Origin of the sequence: Streptomyces sp. NPDC002884, assembly GCF_040295245.1 — a bacterium.
GTDB lineage: Bacteria > Actinomycetota > Actinomycetes > Streptomycetales > Streptomycetaceae > Streptomyces.
Map to the genome: position 1 here is coordinate 52,464 of NZ_JBEOVB010000034.1, position 16,693 is coordinate 69,156.

Annotated in this window: 15 protein-coding genes; 1 reads left to right on the top strand and 14 read right to left on the bottom strand. The window is 71.3% G+C overall.

The genetic code is table 11. From position 1 onward, the window contains the following. Positions 1-28 precede the first annotated feature (28 nt). The 11 genes from ABT070_RS38515 to ABT070_RS38565 form a co-directional block, all read right to left on the bottom strand. Complete coding sequence (locus ABT070_RS38515; protein ID WP_351767573.1) at positions 29-496, bottom strand: hypothetical protein; 468 nt, start codon at positions 494-496, stop codon at positions 29-31. A gap of 159 nt (positions 497-655) precedes the next feature. Then, complete coding sequence (locus ABT070_RS38520; protein ID WP_351767574.1) at positions 656-1,963, bottom strand: DUF3500 domain-containing protein; 1,308 nt, start codon at positions 1,961-1,963, stop codon at positions 656-658. Between the two features lie 171 nt (positions 1,964-2,134). Then, positions 2,135-2,503: an ArsR/SmtB family transcription factor gene (locus ABT070_RS38525; RefSeq protein WP_351767601.1), complete on the bottom strand. Its 369-nt coding sequence runs from the start codon at positions 2,501-2,503 to the stop codon at positions 2,135-2,137. A 213-nt stretch (positions 2,504-2,716) separates the two neighbouring features. After that, the gene (locus ABT070_RS38530; protein ID WP_351767575.1) at positions 2,717-3,091 is read right to left on the bottom strand and encodes a hypothetical protein; all 375 of its coding nucleotides are present in this window, start codon (positions 3,089-3,091) and stop codon (positions 2,717-2,719) included. Positions 3,092-3,345: 254 nt separating this feature from the next. Then, a complete protein-coding gene (locus ABT070_RS38535) occupies positions 3,346-5,097 on the bottom strand; it encodes an RICIN domain-containing protein (protein WP_351767602.1) in 1,752 nt (583 codons plus the stop codon). 100 nt (positions 5,098-5,197) lie between these two features. Beyond that, on the bottom strand, positions 5,198-7,333 hold the full coding sequence (locus ABT070_RS38540; RefSeq protein WP_351767576.1) for a beta-galactosidase: 2,136 nt from the start codon (positions 7,331-7,333) through the stop codon (positions 5,198-5,200). 51 nt (positions 7,334-7,384) lie between these two features. Further along, positions 7,385-8,317, bottom strand: a complete 933-nt coding sequence (locus ABT070_RS38545) for a carbohydrate ABC transporter permease (RefSeq protein ID WP_451102437.1) — start codon at positions 8,315-8,317, stop codon at positions 7,385-7,387. Then, positions 8,314-9,183 (bottom strand): carbohydrate ABC transporter permease, encoded by an 870-nt coding sequence (locus tag ABT070_RS38550; protein ID WP_351767577.1) that lies wholly within the window; start codon positions 9,181-9,183, stop codon positions 8,314-8,316. The genes ABT070_RS38545 and ABT070_RS38550 overlap by 4 nt, the downstream gene beginning before the upstream one ends. 1 nt (position 9,184) lies before the next feature. Beyond that, positions 9,185-10,582, bottom strand: a complete 1,398-nt coding sequence (locus tag ABT070_RS38555; RefSeq protein ID WP_351767578.1) for an ABC transporter substrate-binding protein — start codon at positions 10,580-10,582, stop codon at positions 9,185-9,187. A gap of 297 nt (positions 10,583-10,879) precedes the next feature. After that, complete coding sequence (locus ABT070_RS38560) at positions 10,880-12,058, bottom strand: LacI family DNA-binding transcriptional regulator (RefSeq protein ID WP_351767579.1); 1,179 nt, start codon at positions 12,056-12,058, stop codon at positions 10,880-10,882. Positions 12,059-12,217: 159 nt separating this feature from the next. After that, on the bottom strand, positions 12,218-12,850 hold the full coding sequence (locus tag ABT070_RS38565) for a hypothetical protein (protein ID WP_351767580.1): 633 nt from the start codon (positions 12,848-12,850) through the stop codon (positions 12,218-12,220). 128 nt (positions 12,851-12,978) lie between these two features. Here ABT070_RS38565 and ABT070_RS38570 point away from each other — a divergent pair, with 128 nt between their 5' ends. Next, entirely contained in the window at positions 12,979-13,431 is a 453-nt protein-coding gene (locus ABT070_RS38570; RefSeq protein ID WP_351767581.1) for a flavodoxin family protein, read from the top strand. Positions 13,432-13,452: 21 nt separating this feature from the next. Here ABT070_RS38570 and ABT070_RS38575 read toward each other — a convergent pair whose 3' ends face one another. The 3 genes from ABT070_RS38575 to ABT070_RS38585 form a co-directional block, all read right to left on the bottom strand. Next, entirely contained in the window at positions 13,453-14,016 is a 564-nt protein-coding gene (locus ABT070_RS38575) for a precorrin-3B C(17)-methyltransferase (RefSeq protein ID WP_351767582.1), read from the bottom strand. Positions 14,017-14,095: 79 nt separating this feature from the next. Beyond that, a complete protein-coding gene (locus tag ABT070_RS38580; RefSeq protein WP_351767583.1) occupies positions 14,096-14,563 on the bottom strand; it encodes a hypothetical protein in 468 nt (155 codons plus the stop codon). A 143-nt stretch (positions 14,564-14,706) separates the two neighbouring features. Continuing rightward, positions 14,707-16,653 (bottom strand): CASTOR/POLLUX-related putative ion channel, encoded by a 1,947-nt coding sequence (locus tag ABT070_RS38585; RefSeq protein ID WP_351767584.1) that lies wholly within the window; start codon positions 16,651-16,653, stop codon positions 14,707-14,709. Positions 16,654-16,693: the final 40 nt, after the last annotated feature.

A 16,693-nucleotide genomic window follows, 5' to 3' on the forward strand; every position in this document is an offset into this window, starting at 1 on the left:
ACTTGTGTCCCATGGGGACATTATTCGGCTATCGGCCGCACATCGGGGTCAGCACGGCCAGCGTGCCGTTCGCCTGACGCAGGGCCAGCTCCAGCGTCACGGGCGCGTGCAGCATGCCGGTCCCGTCCGGCGGGACCAGCCACTCCAGGAACCGCGCGGCCCGGTAGGGCGGAGGAACCGCCACCCAGGAGCCCCGGCCCGCGCGTCTCAGTCCCGCGCCGATCCACCGGCTGCCGGGGTCCGGCGGGAGGAGGAAGCCGACCCGGTGCGCCGCGGTGTCCACGAGTGTGGGTCCCGGGGCGGGCCGGGACGTCTGCCACAGCAGGTCCAGGGTGAGCAGGCCCAGCCGGTCCGGCACGCTGAGGACGTCCCAGTAGCGGCCCGCCTCCAGCAGGGCGATCCCGTCGCCCTGGTCCCATTCCCGCTTGCACAGCCGCGGGTCCGTCGCGGCGGCGGCGAGCCACTCCACGCCGCGTGTCCACATCGCATCGCTCATGTCGGCTCCGTGTGACATCCGCCCCCGGCCGCATGCCGAGGGGGCATATGCATGCTGGTAGATATTTCTACGTGGCGGAAGGGGTGGCGAACCGTGGCGTTTCGGTGTGTTTCGTTCGAGTTCCGAGCCGCTGTTCGGAACCGCGGCGTCGGCCGGACCCTAGTGGTCGTTCTCCAGGTGCAGCTTGAGCAGATCCACGCCGTAGTCGCCGCCGTTGGGGGTGCGGATGATGGTGTGGATGTGCTGCTGGGTCGGGGTCCCGCCCGGTCCGCCCATGCCGCCGCCGCCGTCCTTGGTGCCGTAGGCGAGCGGCGACTGGGCGTCGTACTCGATGAGGACGACCGGGCTGTGCACGCGGTAGTAGAAGGCCGAGGAGTCCTTGGTCTCGCCGATCCAGTAGAAGTACGTGTCGTCGAGGTGTTCCTCCACCTCCTTCATCTTCACCTCGGCGTGCCCGTCGTCCATGTTGCCGACGTAGACGCGCACCAGGGCCAGCAGACTGCTCTTCTGTGCGGCGGTGAACCCGGAGGCGACGAGGCCCTGGTGGGCGAGCTCGAGGTTGTCCTGGCCGGCGCCCGCCTTCAGGTTGTCCCCGGCCTTGGCCTCCGCGGAGACGACCTTCTTCCGCTGGGCGTCCGTGAGCGACCGCAGCAGCGTGAGGCCGGCCGTCGTCTCCTTCTCGAAGAGGGTGATCTTCTCGCCGTCGTAGGTGGCGGAGGTCGGCTCGGAGCCCATGAAGGTGGGCGTCATGACCACCTGGTCGCCGAGCACGAAGTAGTTGATGGCCACATGGTGGCCCTCGTACTGGAACCCCCACGGCTCGCCGGTCGACGGGGTGCCCATGAAGGTGAAGAAGTAGGCGCCCTCGGTGAGCGTGTCCCGGTTGCCGCCGCTGTAGTCGCCGAGGAACGCGTTGAGCTTCATGATGTTGCGGGTCTGGGTGAGTCCCTCGGCGGAGAGCGCGACCCCGAGCAGCGCGTACCCGAGGTCGCGCTGCTTGTCGGTGAGGTCGCCCATCCGGGCGCCCTCGCGCTGGTAGCCGTCGACGTTGCTCCAGGCGAGCCACTCGTCGTCGTCCACCTCGAAGACGGAGGCCTTGCGCTCCTTGGCGGTCAGCCCGTCCAGGAACGCCTGGGCGGCCTTGACGACCTTGTCGGTGGAGACGTCCGTCGCGTGGATCGAGTACAGGTCGTCCGCGACCTTGCCGTCGGTGGTGACACCGACGAAGTCCGCGTACTTGACCTCGCTCGCTCCGGGGCCCATTCCGCCGGCGCCGCCGCCGGGTCCCCCGGAGGGCATCCCGCCCGGGCCGCCGTAGGACGCGGCGGCGCCCGCGGTGTCGGAGGAGCCGGAGGAGCAGCCGGTCATGGTCGCCATCGCGGCGACACCGCCGGCGAGCAGCGCCTTGTTCATGAACCAGCGGCGGCTGCGGTCGGATGCGGGGGTACGTGGTCGGTGTCCGTGCATGGGCCCAAGCTTCAGGAGATACCTGAAGGAAACCTGAAACCGTCCCCGCCGTCCTCGCCGGCCCACCGTGCCTGCCGGCTACCGCCCCCTGCCTCCTGCCTCCTGCCCTTGTCCCCCTTCCCGTTCCTGGCTCCGTCCGCGTCCGCGTCCCCGTCCGCGTCCCCGCCCGTGTCACGTCCGGCCGGTGCTGCCCTGCGGTACCGGCAGCGGCAGGTCGGCCTGGCGCAGCTCCGCCAGCAACTCGTTCTGTCCGGCGAGGAGTTCGGTGAGGATGCGGCGGGCGGCCCGCAACAGCTCGGCCACGTCGCCGCCCGCAAGCGCGTAGCTGACCGTCGAGCCCTCCCGGATCGACACCACGATCCCGGCGCGGCGCAACACCGCCAGTTGCTGGGACAGGCTGGACGGTTCGATCTCGATCTCGGTGAGCAGGTCCCGCACGGCGACGGGGCCGCCCTGGAGCAGTTCGAGGACCCTGATGCGGACCGGGTGCCCGAGCATGCGGAAGAACTCGGCCTTGGCCTGGTAGAGGGGAACCTGCATGGTCTCTCGCTCGCTCCCTGCCGCGTACGGGTGCGTGATGCGCGACGGCGCCGCGGCCCGCCCGGCCGCCCGTACGCCGCCGCGCGCCACGTGCTGCGTCACGATCCTGGTGGCTGCGGACTCCGCACACCCGTGTGATGCGCTGATCTGGATGTGTCGAGATGAAGAAATCTTCAATTCGAGGGTGTGCGAAGCCGCGAGCCGTTCGTTCGTCTACACCTCGAGCTCGGCCTCGATCCGCTTGAGCTGGTGGCGGGCCATGGCCAGGTTGGACCGGCCGCGGTCCAGGACGAGGTAGATGAACAGCCCGCTCCCACCACGGCCCTTGAGCAGCCGGATGAGGTGGTACTGGCTCGCGAGCGTGATCAGGATGTCCTCGATCTCACCCTTCAGGCCCAGGTGTTCCATGGTGCGGACCTTGGCGCGGATCACATCGGTGTTGCCGGCCGCGGCCACGTTCAGATCGAGTTCCTTGCCTCCGCCGAGTGTGCCGAGTGCCATGCCGCTCGTGTAGTCCACGACAGCGACTCCTACCGCCCCCTCCACCGCGGTCATCGTCTCCTTCATAGAGATCTCCAGATTCGCCACGGCGCTTCTCCTGCCGGTTGCGCGGGCCCGGGCTGCTCCGGTCCCGCTGGTTCCTCGAACGTACGGAGCCCGTCCCCCGACGGGGTGACGGGTTTCGGGACTGGCCGGAGGAACTTCGGAACGGGAAGGTCTCTGCCCTCTTCGGCCCCTCTTTTGAGCGTGCCGGTAAGGGAGTTGAGCGGATGGGTGCCGGCCGGGAAGGCGGCCGTCGAACCGATGGCCGCCCCCCGCACCGCCCTCGCCGCCTGACACCCCTACGGGACGAGTTCCCAGTCCTGGGAGCCGTCCGTGAGCGCGTTCTGGAGGGTCAGCTGCGCTCCGGCGGACGCGCCCGTCAGGTACAGGCCGGTGTTCTTGACCGACTGGAACCGGTAGAACCCGTCGGTGGTCCTGACGAGGTTCCAGCTGCCGGTCGCGCTGTTGTCGACCCACTGGCCGATCTTCTGGCCGGCCGTGGCGTTGCCGGTCCAGACGGCCGCCGCCCGGCCGCCCGACTTGTTCAGCAGGCTCACGCCGCCGTTCGGCTCGGTCGTCACATGCCAGTACTGGGTGTCCGCGTTCGCCGCCGAGCCCGGGGCCTCGAGCCGGACGTCGGGCACGTCCGCGTTGCCGATGTTCGCGTCGTTGGTCCTGTTCCCGGTGCCGATCACCTGGTCGGTCCTGCGGTTCACCAGCTGGTGGTAGGCGCCGTCCGAGTGGCCGAGGTCGACCTCGGCGTAGGCGATCGTGGAGGTGCCCTGGTTGTTGAGGATCGCGATGCGGCCGGTGCCCTCGACGTACTGGAGGTCGCGGCTGTACCCGGCCGGTGAGGTCGTCTGGTACTCCTTCCACGTGCTGTCGCTGCGTCCGCTGTCGTTGACCCAGACGTTGCCGCTGCCGGCGGCGTTGTAGACCAGGCGGCCACCGGGCAGCCTCACGAGGACCGGACTGCCGCCCGCCGCGAGGGCGTGGGAACCGGCGTCGAGCGGCAGGGAGGTCACGCCCGTGCCCGTCGCGGAGCCGGCGTAGAACTTCAGCGGGTCGTCGGCGAGCACGTACTTGGTGTTGACGCCGCCGCCCCAGTACTCGAAGGTCAGCAGCCACTTGCCGTCGCTCGTCCGGACGACGTTCGCCATACCGGGCCGCCCGCCGCCGATCTCCGTCCTGCCGCCGCCCATGTCCTGGTTCAGTCCCGCGATGTCCACGACGGGATCGCTCCAACCGGCTGCGCGGCCGTCCCAGGTCCTGTGGGCGAGGATCTGGCCGTGCGAGTCCGCGGCCGTGTCGTTGGCGGGGTCCAGGGTCGGGACACCGGTGCTCGTGCTGAAGCCGGTGTAGTCGTTCTCGTCGGAGTAGTAGCAGACCAGCTTGCCCTTGTGGACCATCAGATACGGCTCCCAGACCGGGTCCACCTGACGATGCGTGTTCGCGGCCGCGATGTTCTGGCCCACCGCGCCCGCGCTGCCCCCCTGCCAGCCGCCGGTGGCGACGACGTTCTCGACCTTCCACGTCGCACCGTCGTCGGTGCTGGAGTACAGCGCGATCGCGAGGTCCTTGCGGTCGCCGTCGTTGGCCGGCGTCCAGTTCGGGTCGGCCGCCTTGTGCTCCGTGTAGTAGGAGTCGTCGCCCGACACCACGCTCGCGAGCAGCAGCGTTCCCTGCTTCAGGTTCCCGACGTCCTGCGGAAGGACGTACAGGTACGGGTTCGTCCAGTTGCTCGTGTACTTCGCGTACCTGGCGTCGCCGGACAGGTACGCCGGAGCCCCGACCTCGGACAGCGACTGCCAGGTGGTTCCGTGGTCGTCGCTCTTGTAGACCGGAAGGGTCTGCCGGTCCGCGCTGCCCGTCGCCGTCACGACCGTCGACTTCTCGAACGACGCCACGAGACGTCCGCTCGGCAGCTCCGCCGACTTCGGGTAGATCGCGCAGTTGCCCCGCCCCTTCAGACACGGTTCGCCGCCGAGCTGATAGAGGATCCCGCCCGTCGGGTTGTACGCCTGGGCGCCGGTCATGGGGATCGCCAGCATCACGGACGCGGCGACGGCGGTACCCAGCACTCGGCCCGTTCTTCTTCTCTGCACAGCCCCTCCTCGGGGGACGGCCACGGTGATGTCCGCGGGGGTCGGGTCAGACGACGAGGACACGTACGTCCCAGGGCCCCAGGTCCAGCGCGGCGCCCGCGGGGAGCGTGGCGCCGGTCAGGACGTCGGAGAGGGCCACCGGGACGCGGACGCCCGCCGGCTCCCAGCTCCAGTTGTGGACGATGTGGACGCGGCGTCCGTCGGGTGCGGTGCCGGTCGTCGCCGTGACGGAGGCCGGGAGGTCCCGCCAGGCGTGCCGCGCCGCCGGCGTCAGCCACTCGGCCAGCGCCCGGGCGAGGTCGCGCCCCGGCGCGGTGCCGACGTACGTGACCCGGCCGGCGCCGTGCCGGCGGCTGGTGACCGCGGGCCAGCGCCCGAAGTGCGGGTGGTCGTAGGCGACCAGCACCTCGGCGTCGGTGACGGTGAGTCCGTCGGCCCAGCGGGTCGCCGTCGCACCCTCGGGAAGGTCGAGCGGCCCTCCGGAGGCCGATCGCACGGGGATCTCGCCGACGAGGTTGCTGAACTCGTCGTACCGGACGCCCGCGACGTCGGTCAGCCGGCCGGGGGCCGCCTCGTGCCGGGCCCGGGCCTCGTGGTCGGCGTAGCCGGTGCGCGGACCGAGCACGAGATGGCCGCCGGCCTCGGCGTAGGCCGCGAGCCAGTCGAGCGTCGAATCGGCCGCGAGGTACAACGCCGGCACCACCAGCACCGGATGACGGCGGACGGCCTCCTCGGGGCTCAGGCCCTCGCGCTCACCGCGCGGGTCGTGCAGCTGCCGTGCGTGCACGATGCGCACCTGGCGGCCCGCCTCGAACGCGCCCCGGTAGAAGGGGTCGAAGAAGCGGTGGTAGGCGGCCGGATCCGGTTCGCCGTCCGGCTTGGCCAGCGGCGGGTACTTCTGCATCAGCCACTTGCTCGGCGTCGAGTACACCATCGTGATGTCCGCGTCCGGTTCGAGCCCCGCGACGAGCGGACCGGCCGCCTCGAACTCCGCGCCCAGCCGGGCGAGTTCGGCGTACGTACGGCCGGGCCGACCGCTGTGCGGGAGGACGCCTCCCCAGTAGGTCTCGGCGCCGAAGTGCAGGGTGTTCCAGTGCCAGTACTCGATCATGCGGGCGCCGCGTGCGACGAGCGCCCAGGCGGCCTGCCGCCACTGGCCGTCGTAGGCGGGGCGGTTGTCCCACGGGAAGCCGATGGAGCCGGCGTCGGTCTCGGTCACCAGGAACGGCTCCTGGCGGGAGGAGAACATCCAGTCGGCGGTCTGGTACAGCGCCCACACGCCGGTGGTCTTCCACTTCTGTTCGTGGTCGTCCGGGGCCGGGTCCGGCAGCAGGAGGCCGTCCTGCATGTCGTAGTACGGGTTGCCGGTGGCGATGTCGAGACGATCGGTCAGCTCGTCGTCCTCCACCGCGGGGCGGGTGTAGGAGATGCAGGTGGTGACGAACTGCCCGGAGTGGGCGTACTCGCGGACGAGGTCGGCCTGCCAGCCGATGAACTCGGTTACCTGGCGGGCCTGGAACGCCCGCCAGGCGACGTCGTACTGGGGCTGCGCGTTGCCGTCCGGCGTCCACAGGTCGGCCCATGTCGACAGCCGGTGCGACCAGTAGACCAGCCCCCACTCGCGGTTGAGGGTCTCGACGTCGCCGTACGTCTCGCGCAGGTGGTCCACGAAGCGCTGGAAGACGCCGTGGTTGTGGAAGAGCTCCAGGCCCGGCTCGTTGTCGACCTGGAAGCCGATGACCGCGGGGTGCCCGGCGTACCGGGCGACGATCTTGCGGATCACCCGCTCGGCGTGGAACCGGAAGCCGGGGTGGGTGAAGTCGACCTCCTGACGCGCGCCCCAGCCGATGCGCTCACCGGTCCGCCGCTCGCCCGTGATCTCCGGGTACTGCCGGACCAGCCACGGCGGGACGGCGTACGTCGGTGTGCCGAGGACGACGGAGATGCCGCGCTCGTGGGCGCCGTCGAGCACCGGCTGGAGCCAGTCGAGGTCGAACCGCCCGTTCTCCGGCTCCCAGGTCGACCACACCGACTCGCCGACCCGGATGACGGTGACATGCGCGTCGGTCATCAGATCGAGGTCGGTCTTGAGGCGTTCGCCGGGGCGTTCGTCGCCGTAGGGGGGCCGGTACTCGTGGTAGTACGCGGCGCCGAAGAGGACGCGGGCAGGCAGAGCCGCCATGAAGGAAACCTCCGGGGGAACGAGGGAAGCGAGGGGAACCAGGGGAAGGGGTTACTGCTTGACGCCGCCGGCGGCCAGGCCGCTCTGCCAGTACCGCTGGAGCAGCAGGAAGGCCACGACGAGCGGCACGATCGAGATCAGGGAGCCGGTCACGACCAGCGCGAGCATGTCGCTGCTGGCGCCTGCCCCGCCGTTCTGCGCCTGTGCGGCCCAGGAGGAGAGGCCGACCGTGATCGGGTACAGATCCGGGTCGTTCAGCATGATCAGCGGCAGGAAGTAGTTGTTCCAGGTCGCCACCAGGGTGAACAGCAGCACCGTCACCAGGCCGGGAGCCAGCAGCCGCAGCGCGATCCGGAAGAAGATCCGGGCCTCGCCGGCCCCGTCGATGCGCGCGGCCTCCAGGACGCTGTCCGGGACGGCGTCCTGCGCGTAGACACGCATGAGGTAGAGGCCGAAAGGATTGACCAGGGACGGCAGGACGACCGCCCAGGGGGTGTTGACCAGGCCCGCCTCGGCGAAGAGCAGATAGGTCGGGATCGCCAGCGCGGTGGTCGGGACCATGACGGCGCCGAGCACCAGATTGAAGGCGGTCCGGTCGCCGCGGAAACGGAACTTCGCGAAGCCGTACCCGCCGGCGGCCGCGAGCAGCGCCGCCCCGACCGCGCTGACGCCCGCGTACAGCATCGTGTTGACCAGCCAGCGCACGAAGACCCCGTCGTCCTGGGTGAAGGTCTCCTTGACGTTCGTCAGCAGCTGCGGGGTGTCCGAGAACCACAGGCCGAAGCTGTTGAACAGGTCCTGCGTGCTCTTGGTCGAGGCGATCAGCAGCCAGAGGAGGGGGAGCAGGAAGTAGGCCAGGGCGGCCAGCATGGCGATCGTCAACGGGGTGCTGCGCCGGGCCCCGCGCCGACGGCGTCCCGGGGGAGTTGCGGGGGCCGGCCGGACCGGCTCGGCGATCGTGACCGTGGGGGTCGAGGTCGTCACGGGGTCCTCCTGCGGTTCGCGGTGAGCAGGACGGCGTAGGACGCGATCACGATGACGAGACCGAGCAGGAAGGACACCGTGGCCGCGTAGTTGACCTGCTGGCCGGTGAAGGCGAGCGTGTAGGCGTAGAGGTTGGCGGTGTAGGAGCTGCTGATCACGTCCGGGGCGATGGTCATCAGCAGCTTCGGCTCGTTGAACAGCTGGAAGCTGCCGATCACCGAGAACAGCAGGGTGAGCATCAGCGCCGGGCGCAGGGCGGGCAGCTTGATCGACCAGGCGATGCGCCAGGCGCCGGCCCCGTCCACCGCGGCCGCCTCGTACAGCTCCTCGGGGACGGTCCGCAGGGCGGCGTACAGGATGATCATGTTGTAGCCGACGAACTCCCAGGTCACGATGTTCGCCAGGCTGCCCAGCATCCAGCCCTCGCTGAGGAAGTCCGGTACCGGCAGGCTGAGTTCGCGGCCGAGCTGGGCGAAGGGACCGAAGTCCGGCCCGTACAGGTAGCCCCACATGAGCGCGGCGACCACGCTCGGGACGGCGTACGGGACGAAGATGCCCAGCCGGACGACACGGGCGAGCCGGAGCAGACCGCTGTCGAGCGCCAGGGCGAACGCCAGCGCCAGCAGCAGCATCACGGGGACCTGGACCACGAAGAACAGCGCGACGCGTCCGATGCCGTGCAGGAACTGCGGATCGCCGAGGGCCTGGGTGTAGTTGTCGAGCCCGACGAACGCCGTACCGCCGATGAGGCGCTCCTGGAACAGGCTGAGATAGGCGGCGTAGCCGAGCGGGGCGAGGAAGAGCAGCAGGAACAGCACCATGAACGGTGCGACGAACAGCGGTCCTGCCGCCCGTTGACGGCGCATCTCAACTCCCCTTGACGGTGAAGCCCTGGTTCCTGGCGTACGAGGTGAGCCGTGACTGCCAGGTGCCGAGCGCGCGAACGGTGTCGGTCCTGTCGGCGAGGGACTTGCCGACGGTCTCCGTCCAGTCGGTCGCCGCCTGGTCGAGGAACGGGGGCCACTGGAAAGAGGAGTTGACCGTGGAGCTGATGTCGGCGAACACCTGGTTGACCTTCTGGCCGCCGTAGAAGGCCGGGGCGTCCGCCACGAACTCGGCGTCCGTCAGCAGGGCCTTGGTCGCCGGGAAGAAGAACTGCTCGGTGGCGAACATCCTCGCGCTGGCGGGATCGGTGTTGAGGAACTGCGCGAACACCGCCGCCGCGACGGGGTTCTTGGAGGATCGGATCACCGCGGTGGTCGAGCCGCCCCAGTTGCCCGAGCTGGGCTTGGCGGTGTCCCACTGCGGCAGCGGGGCGGCCCGCCACTTGCCCGCGGTGGCCTTCGCGGAGCCGGAGAGGAAGACCGGCCCCCAGGCGGCGGTGATCCAGGTGGCGTACTTGCCCTTGTTGAGCGCCGCGTACCAGGAGTCGGTGAAGTCGGGTTCGACGCCGATGACTCCCTCCTTCGCGAGCCCGCCCCAGTACGCGCCGAGCTTCCGGGAGACGCTGTCGTCGACGCTGATGGTGATGTCGCTCTTGCCGGACGTCACATAGGGTTTGGCGCCCGCCTGCCACAACAGCCCGTGCCAGGCGGCGACTTGGTTGGCCGCGAGGTTCGTGAGGTAGACGTCGGGGTCGGCCTTGTGCAGTTTGCGGGCCGCGGCGGCGAACTCGTCCCAGGTCTGCGGCACCTCGATACCGTGCCGGTCGAAGATGTCCTGCCGGTACAGCATGCCCATCGGCCCGGTGTCCTGGGGGATGGCCCATATCTCGCCGTCGCCGCCGCTGACCTGGCTCCACGTCCAGTCCACGAAGGTGGACTTGAGCGCGGCGGCGCCGTACGGCCGCAGATCCAGCAGGCTGTCGGTGATGGTGAACGTCGGAATGGCCTGGTACTCGATCTGCACCATGTCCGGGGCGCCGCTGCCGGCCTTCAGCGCCGTCCGCAGCTTGGTGTACTGAGGGGTGCCCTGGCCGGCGTTGACCACCTTGACCTTGACGGCCGGGTACCGCTTCTCGAAGAGCGCGACCTCCTTGTCGATGTTCGGGACCCAGGTCCAGAAGGTCAGCTCGGTCGGCGTCTTCATCGCCTTGTCGATGTCGGCCTGCCCGACCGGCTTGGCGGAGCCGGCGGAACCGCCGGAGTCGTTCCCGCCGCAGGCGGTGAGCGCGGCGCCGAGCGACAGGGCGCCGGTCGCGGTGAGGAACAGCCGGCGGCTCATCGAGGAGGGGCCGGACATGGAGGTGGACGTGTTCTGGGGCATGGTGAACTCCCGCCGGAGGCGATGGTCACGGCACGCCTGGCGAGGGCGTGCGCAGGCATGGTGGAGGAAGGTGCAGGCGCGACGACCGGGGCTGACACACCGATGCGGTCGAGGCTGGGGAGGGGAAGGGGGAGGCTGCGAAGGTCGCAGACCCGGATCGGGGTCCGCCGCGATCAGCGGCGGGCCCGGTGCGGCTCCGGCAACGGGCCGGTGGCGAAGGGCGCGGACGGTACAGCGGCTCGGCTACGGGTCACGCGCGCGGCCAGGAGGGTGGTCGGCCGGGTCGGTTCGTGCTGCTCAGTGCGGTGTCGAGGGGCCTCCGTTCGCCGGTCGCGGAGTGGGCGCGGACGCCCGCGAAGAGGCGGCGGTGCGCGAAGGGGCGGCCGCGCGCGAAGGTGCGGCGGTGCGTCGCCCGCGAGCCGGGGTCGTCCGGTTCGGCGGGGGCGCGGTCGAGGACCGGACGACGAGGTCGACCGGTGGGTCGCTCGCCGGCAGCGGATCCGCTTCCGGGTTCTCGATGGTGTGCACGAGGCGCTTGAGTCCCTCCTGCGCCACGGCGTCGAAGAGCTGCGGCACCGTGGTCAGCGGAGGAGTCACATAGGCGGCGACCGGAACGTCGTCGAAACCGACGACGCTCACGTCCTGGGGCACCCGCCGTCCCGCTTCGGTCAGCGCGCGGATCAGGCCGATCGCCATGTCGTCGTTGGCGGCGAACACGGCGGTGACGGCGGTGTCCGCGGCCAGCTCCCGGCCGGCGGCGTATCCGGACGCCGCCGACCAGTCGCCCTCGACGACCGGCGGCACGTCCCTGCCGTGAGCGGCCAGCGTGGTCCGCCAGCCCTCCAGCCGGTCCCGGGCGGCGTACCAGCGCTGGGGTCCCGCGAGGTGGTGGACCGTCGTGTGCCCGAGGTCCAGCAGGTGTTCGGTCGCGGCGCGGGCCATCAGGTCGGCTCCGTCGCCCGCGGTCAGGACCGTGGGAGCGCCGACGGGGGACGGCGCGCCGAGGACGAGGACCGGCACGTCGACACGGAGGGGGGCCTCGCCGTCGGCTCCCCGTTCGTCGATCGGCTCGGAGATGACGATGCCGTCCACCCCCTGGTCGAGGAGCGAGTCCACGGCCCCGGCGATACCCGCCGGGTCACCCTCCATCGTGTTGACCACGCGGAGCGTGTACCCCGTGTCCCGCAGGGCCCGCTCGACTCCCATGAGCAGTGAGGCCGGGCCGTACAGGGCGGTGCCCAGCGTCACCACGCCGATCGAGCGGGTCCGTCCGGAGGCCAGTGCCCGGGCGGCGTTGTTGCGCCGGTAGCCGAGCTCGTCGGCGGCTTCGAGGACGCGCCGGCGCACATCGGCGGAGACGTACTGCTCGTCGTTGAAGACCCGGGAAACCGTCTTCTGCGAGACGCCGGCCAGGCGGGCCACGTCCACGCTGCGCGGTGCCGCGGAGGCTTTGCCCCGCCCTGTTCCTCGCGTCATGGTGTCTCCCGGTGGCCGCACGTGCGAACGATGATGCCAGACGTCGTCCGCCTGACTGCGCAGTCATGTCTGCGCTGTCATGTCTACGCAGTCATAAGACGGCCGTCAAGGGTTGGGAACGCATCTGTCACATACGCCGGGGTGTCGGCGCGCCCGCGATCAGTTCGTGGGCAGCCACTTCTCCAGGGCGCCGATGAGACGGTCGAGCGCGGGCTCGTCGGCGGAGCGGTCCGTCATGACCGTACGGCCGTCGAACTGAAGCGTGTACTGGAACTTGTCGGCCGACCCCATGTCGATCGCGAAGGCGGGGACATCGGCGAGCGCCGGATCCCCCAGCAGTGTCCGCAGCGTCGTGAACTGGGCCGTGGTGGTGCGGCGCACCGCGGACTCGCCGCTGTCGGTGGTCCGGACCGTGCCGTCGCCCCGGAGGACCACCTCCCGGTTCACCCCGGCGAAGCCACCGCTGACGGTCATGGTCACCAGCTTCTGGTCCGGACCGGTGACGGGTACCGGCGTCGGGCTCGCCGACGCCGGAACCGACGCGGAGGGGGAGGCGGAGGCACCGGAGGAGGCGGCGGAGGGCGGCGAGGTGGGGGAGAGGGAGGGCGATGCGGGCGACGGGGGAGCGTCGGAGACGGTCGCCGTGACGACGGTCTCGTCCGTCGGCTCCGCGGCCTTGCCGTCGTCCCCCGGCGAGCAGCCGGCCAGCGCCAGCGCCACGGCCGTGCACACCATCACCGAACTCCGAGTGAGCACCTTTGTCTCCCTGCGCGCGATGTCTTCGTGTGTCATGTCCCTGAGTACCTGTTCCCGAGTACCCGTCATGTCAGGGTGCCATGCGGCGGGTTCCCCCGCGCCCGCCGTCCGACCGCGCGGCGTCGTTTGCGGCCGGGCCGGGGGAGCGGGCAGGGTTCCGTGCCGTGGCCACTTTGCTGATCGTCCATCACACTCCCTCCCCCAACTGCCAGGCGCTCTTCGAAGCCGTCGTGTCGGGCGCGACGGCGCCGGAGATCGAGGGCGTCCGTGTCGAACGCCGGGCCGCCCTCGCCGCGACCGCCTCCGACGTCCTGGCCGCCGACGCCTACCTGCTGGGCACGCCCGCCAACCTCGGCTACATGTCCGGCGCGCTCAAGCACTTCTTCGACCAGGTGTACTACCCGTGCCTCGACACCACCCGCGGCCGGCCGTTCGGCTACTACGTGCACGGCGGGAACGACGTCACCGGCGCGGTGCGCGGGATCGAGACCGTCACCACGGGCCTGGGCTGGCGGCGCGCGGCCGAGCCGGTCACCGTCACCGGCGAACCCGGCAAGGCGGACGTGGCGGCCTGCTGGGAACTGGGCGCGACGGTCGCGGCCGGCCTGATGGCCTGACGGTCCCCGGGCCGCCGTACGTCAGTGCCCGCCCAGCCCGGGCAGACACGTCCCCTCGACGGTACGCCCGACGACCTCCGCACTCGCGTGACCGTCGGCGTCGACGCTCCCGTTGACGCACACCCGGCCCTCGCCACCCCCGACGAGCAAGTCGCGCAGGGGCGCGAGGAAGTTGCCCTGTACCTCGATCTGCCGGGTCTCCAGACCGAGCGCCTCGGCGGCGGCCGTCCGCAGTCCGTCCGCGGTGGTCCCCTTGGCCGCGAGTTCCTGGAGAGCCGCGGCCAGCGCGGTCGCCCGGGGCCGCGCTTCCCGCTCCTGCTCGGCGGTGATGGGCTGGGCCTCACGGTACGCGTGGTTCTCGGCGACCCGCTGGTCCCAGCCGTAGCTGATGCACGGAGACGGCGACGCCCGGGTGTCCTCGGGCGGCGGGCAGAAGCCCTTCGCCTGCGCCGAGCCGGAGGGTGAATCGGAGGGCGAGCCGGACGCCCTGGGGTCGCTCGACGGATCGGCGCAGGCGGCGGTGAGGAAGAGCAGGGCGAGCAGAACCGGGGCGCCGAGCCCGTACCGTGGCCGAGTCCGTGTCATGCCTCGATCATGTCAGGCGGGTGGGACACAGCGGGAACCGGCGCGTGAGGGCAGGAACACCGGGCCCTGGAGCAGGCGCTCAGTTCCAGAGCGGGTACGTCACCACCCGTCCGAACTGCTCAGGCCTGTCCCCGAGGTAGGTGAGGGTGATCCGGCTGTAGTGCTGCACCTGCGGGTTCTTCTTCCAGGGCTGCGGCCGGTCCAGCTTCACGACGACGGCGTACGGGTGGAAGGCGCCCGCCGCGCAGTACGGATCGCAGTCGTTGACGACATTGACCCCGGTGGCCCGCGCAGAGTTCGAGCCCCAGCTGTCCCAGTGCAGCGAGACAAGACGGCTGTTGCCGTCGCCGCACGCGAGGATGAAGTCGCCGGGCCGTACCTTGGCGTGCCAGAGGCAGTCGACCAGGACGGGCGGCGAGGCCTGCCGCACCGCGGCCGGGCGCGCGGTGGGCGCGGACGCGGCCGGCACGGCCGAGGCCGAGCCGACGGTCGCCGTGAGGCCCAGCGCCGCGCCGAGCATGACCGCTGTTCTCGTCGTGTGTCGCATGTCCGCTCCCGCCCGACCGAACCGGGAGCCGCCTGTGTCCGCGCCCGGATGAAGTGCACTACCGACGCTACGACGGCGAGCGGAAGGGGACCACTCGAACGGCCCAGAGCCGCGGTGCGCGGCGACGCCCGGGGCGGACGGCGCTAGGAGACGTCCGCCCGCGCCACGGGGCTCCCTCCCGCCCCACCGGCGCGCCCCTCGGCCGCGCCGTCCGTCACGACCACGACGATCTCGTCCGCGCGGCTCCAGACCCGGCTGCCGGCCTTGGCGGGATTGAGCCGGACCTCGTGGCCGGCGGACGCCGCGGCGGGGTCGTGACAGCGGTAGCCGATCGCGCACTCGCTCCGGTCGCGCGCCGCCGCCACGACCGTGGCGAAGGACGCGGGACGGTCCGCACGCACATAGTGGTGTGCCGGGCGAAGCCGGAGCGCGCTGCCACCGGCGGCGAACAGTTCCTCGAACACCTTGGCCAGGTGTCCGTTCTGCGACACCTGGGCCATGAGCAGCCCTGTCAGCTGTCCGCCGACGACCGCCTCGGAACCCGGTCCGAGCGGGGCCAGGACCCGGTTGCGTTCGTCGGCGAGCTCCGCGACCACGGGTACGGCGCGCCCGGCCTCCTGCGCCAGCGACCGCAGAATCAGCAGGACGATCAGCGTGCGGTGGTCCGGCCGGTCGGCGTCGGCCCCGGTGTCCGGCCCGAGCACGATGATCCGGTCGTAGGAGCCGGGGTCGAGACCGCGCAGGGACGAGGGGTCGGTCGCATCGGCGGTCCCGAAGGTCACGGCGAGCCCGTCGTCGAGCGGGGAATCCCTGCGCGGTTCCGGCAGCGGCATCGACAGCGGCGCTGCCGGCGGCGCCTGCTCCGCCGGGTCGGTGACGATGTGCAGGACCGAGCCGGGCCGCGCGCAGCGGCTCAGCTGGTCGACCAGATGCGGCGCCCGGCGGTTCCAGCCCAGCAGCAGGAAACGCGACGGCTCGACCGCACCGGCGCCGTGCTCGGCCAGCGCCGACGGTTCCACGAGGTCCCGGCCGTCCTCCCACCGCGCGGTGTCCTCGTCCGGTGCCACGACCACGAGGCGGTCGCCCGGCGCGAGGACGGTCTGCGGCGGCGGGTTGAGCAGGGGAGTGCCGTCGGCCCGCACCAGCCCGGCCACGGCGGCCGTCGCGCAGTCGAGCAGGACGTCACCGAAACGCCGTCCCGCGAGTTCCGGTGCGGCGGCGAGGTAGAACTCGTCGCCCGCGAAGTCGAGGAGCTCGCGCAGTACGGGTGTCAGGCCCGGGTGGAGAGCGCAGTGGGCGATCAGCCCGGCCGCCGTCCGGTCGGACTCCAGCACGATGCCCCGTGGACCCGCGGCCAGCCGGGCCGCGGTCCGGTACCGCTCGTCCCGTACACAGGCGACCACGGGCGGCCCCGCGTGCTCGCCGAGGACGGCACGCAGGGCCAGCAGGGTCCGTACCGTCTCGGCGTCCCCGGCGGCCTGCGCGGCGGGCAGGACGAGCACCGCGTGCGCGGATCCCGGACTGACCAGCCCCAGCGCGTCGGGGTCGGCCGTGGAGCCGCTGCGGCAGATCAGCCGGGTGGTGCCGGTGGGTCCGAGCGCGGTCGCGAGCGCCTCCTCCATCTCCGTCTTGTCCCGGTCGGCGAGCACCACGACCGCGCTCCAGCGCTGATCCGCGCGCGCCGCGACCAGCTCGCCGACCACCGTGAACACCTGATCCGACCAGCCGAGCACCACCGAGTGGCCCGTCTCCACCACGGTGGAGCGGCCTCGGCGCAGTTCGGTGAGGCGGTCGGTGAGGCCGGTGGTGATCACGCCGATCAGGGTCGACACGTACAGCAGCGCCATCAGGCCGAGCAGCACGGACAGCAGCATCCGCAGCGGGGCGCCGGTCACCGCGCCCAGCCGCAGGGTCTCCGCGCTCACCCGCCACACCGCGGTCAGCCGGCCGGACAGCGAACGGGGCGAGGAGGGGTCCGTCCACACCAGCAGCGCACTCGCCGGAACGACGATGCCCAGGCAGGTCACGGCCAGCCATCCGACCAGCCTCCCGGTGCTGCGGGCCAGCGTGTTGTCGAACCGGTAGCGCATCCGCTCCCGTAACGAAACCGGCCCTCGCCGCTGCTCTTCC

Coding starts and splice junctions, on each gene's coding strand:
- ABT070_RS38515 (WP_351767573.1), bottom strand. CDS start 496: ATGAGCGATGCGATGTGGACACGCGGCGTGGAGTGGCTCGCCGCCGCC.
- ABT070_RS38520 (WP_351767574.1), bottom strand. CDS start 1,963: ATGCACGGACACCGACCACGTACCCCCGCATCCGACCGCAGCCGCCGC.
- ABT070_RS38525 (WP_351767601.1), bottom strand. CDS start 2,503: ATGCAGGTTCCCCTCTACCAGGCCAAGGCCGAGTTCTTCCGCATGCTC.
- ABT070_RS38535 (WP_351767602.1), bottom strand. CDS start 5,097: ATGCTGGCGATCCCCATGACCGGCGCCCAGGCGTACAACCCGACGGGC.
- ABT070_RS38540 (WP_351767576.1), bottom strand. CDS start 7,333: ATGGCGGCTCTGCCTGCCCGCGTCCTCTTCGGCGCCGCGTACTACCAC.
- ABT070_RS38550 (WP_351767577.1), bottom strand. CDS start 9,183: ATGCGCCGTCAACGGGCGGCAGGACCGCTGTTCGTCGCACCGTTCATG.
- ABT070_RS38555 (WP_351767578.1), bottom strand. CDS start 10,582: ATGCCCCAGAACACGTCCACCTCCATGTCCGGCCCCTCCTCGATGAGC.
- ABT070_RS38560 (WP_351767579.1), bottom strand. CDS start 12,058: ATGACGCGAGGAACAGGGCGGGGCAAAGCCTCCGCGGCACCGCGCAGC.
- ABT070_RS38565 (WP_351767580.1), bottom strand. CDS start 12,850: ATGACACACGAAGACATCGCGCGCAGGGAGACAAAGGTGCTCACTCGG.
- ABT070_RS38575 (WP_351767582.1), bottom strand. CDS start 14,016: ATGACACGGACTCGGCCACGGTACGGGCTCGGCGCCCCGGTTCTGCTC.
- ABT070_RS38580 (WP_351767583.1), bottom strand. CDS start 14,563: ATGCGACACACGACGAGAACAGCGGTCATGCTCGGCGCGGCGCTGGGC.
- ABT070_RS38585 (WP_351767584.1), bottom strand. CDS start 16,653: ATGCGCTACCGGTTCGACAACACGCTGGCCCGCAGCACCGGGAGGCTG.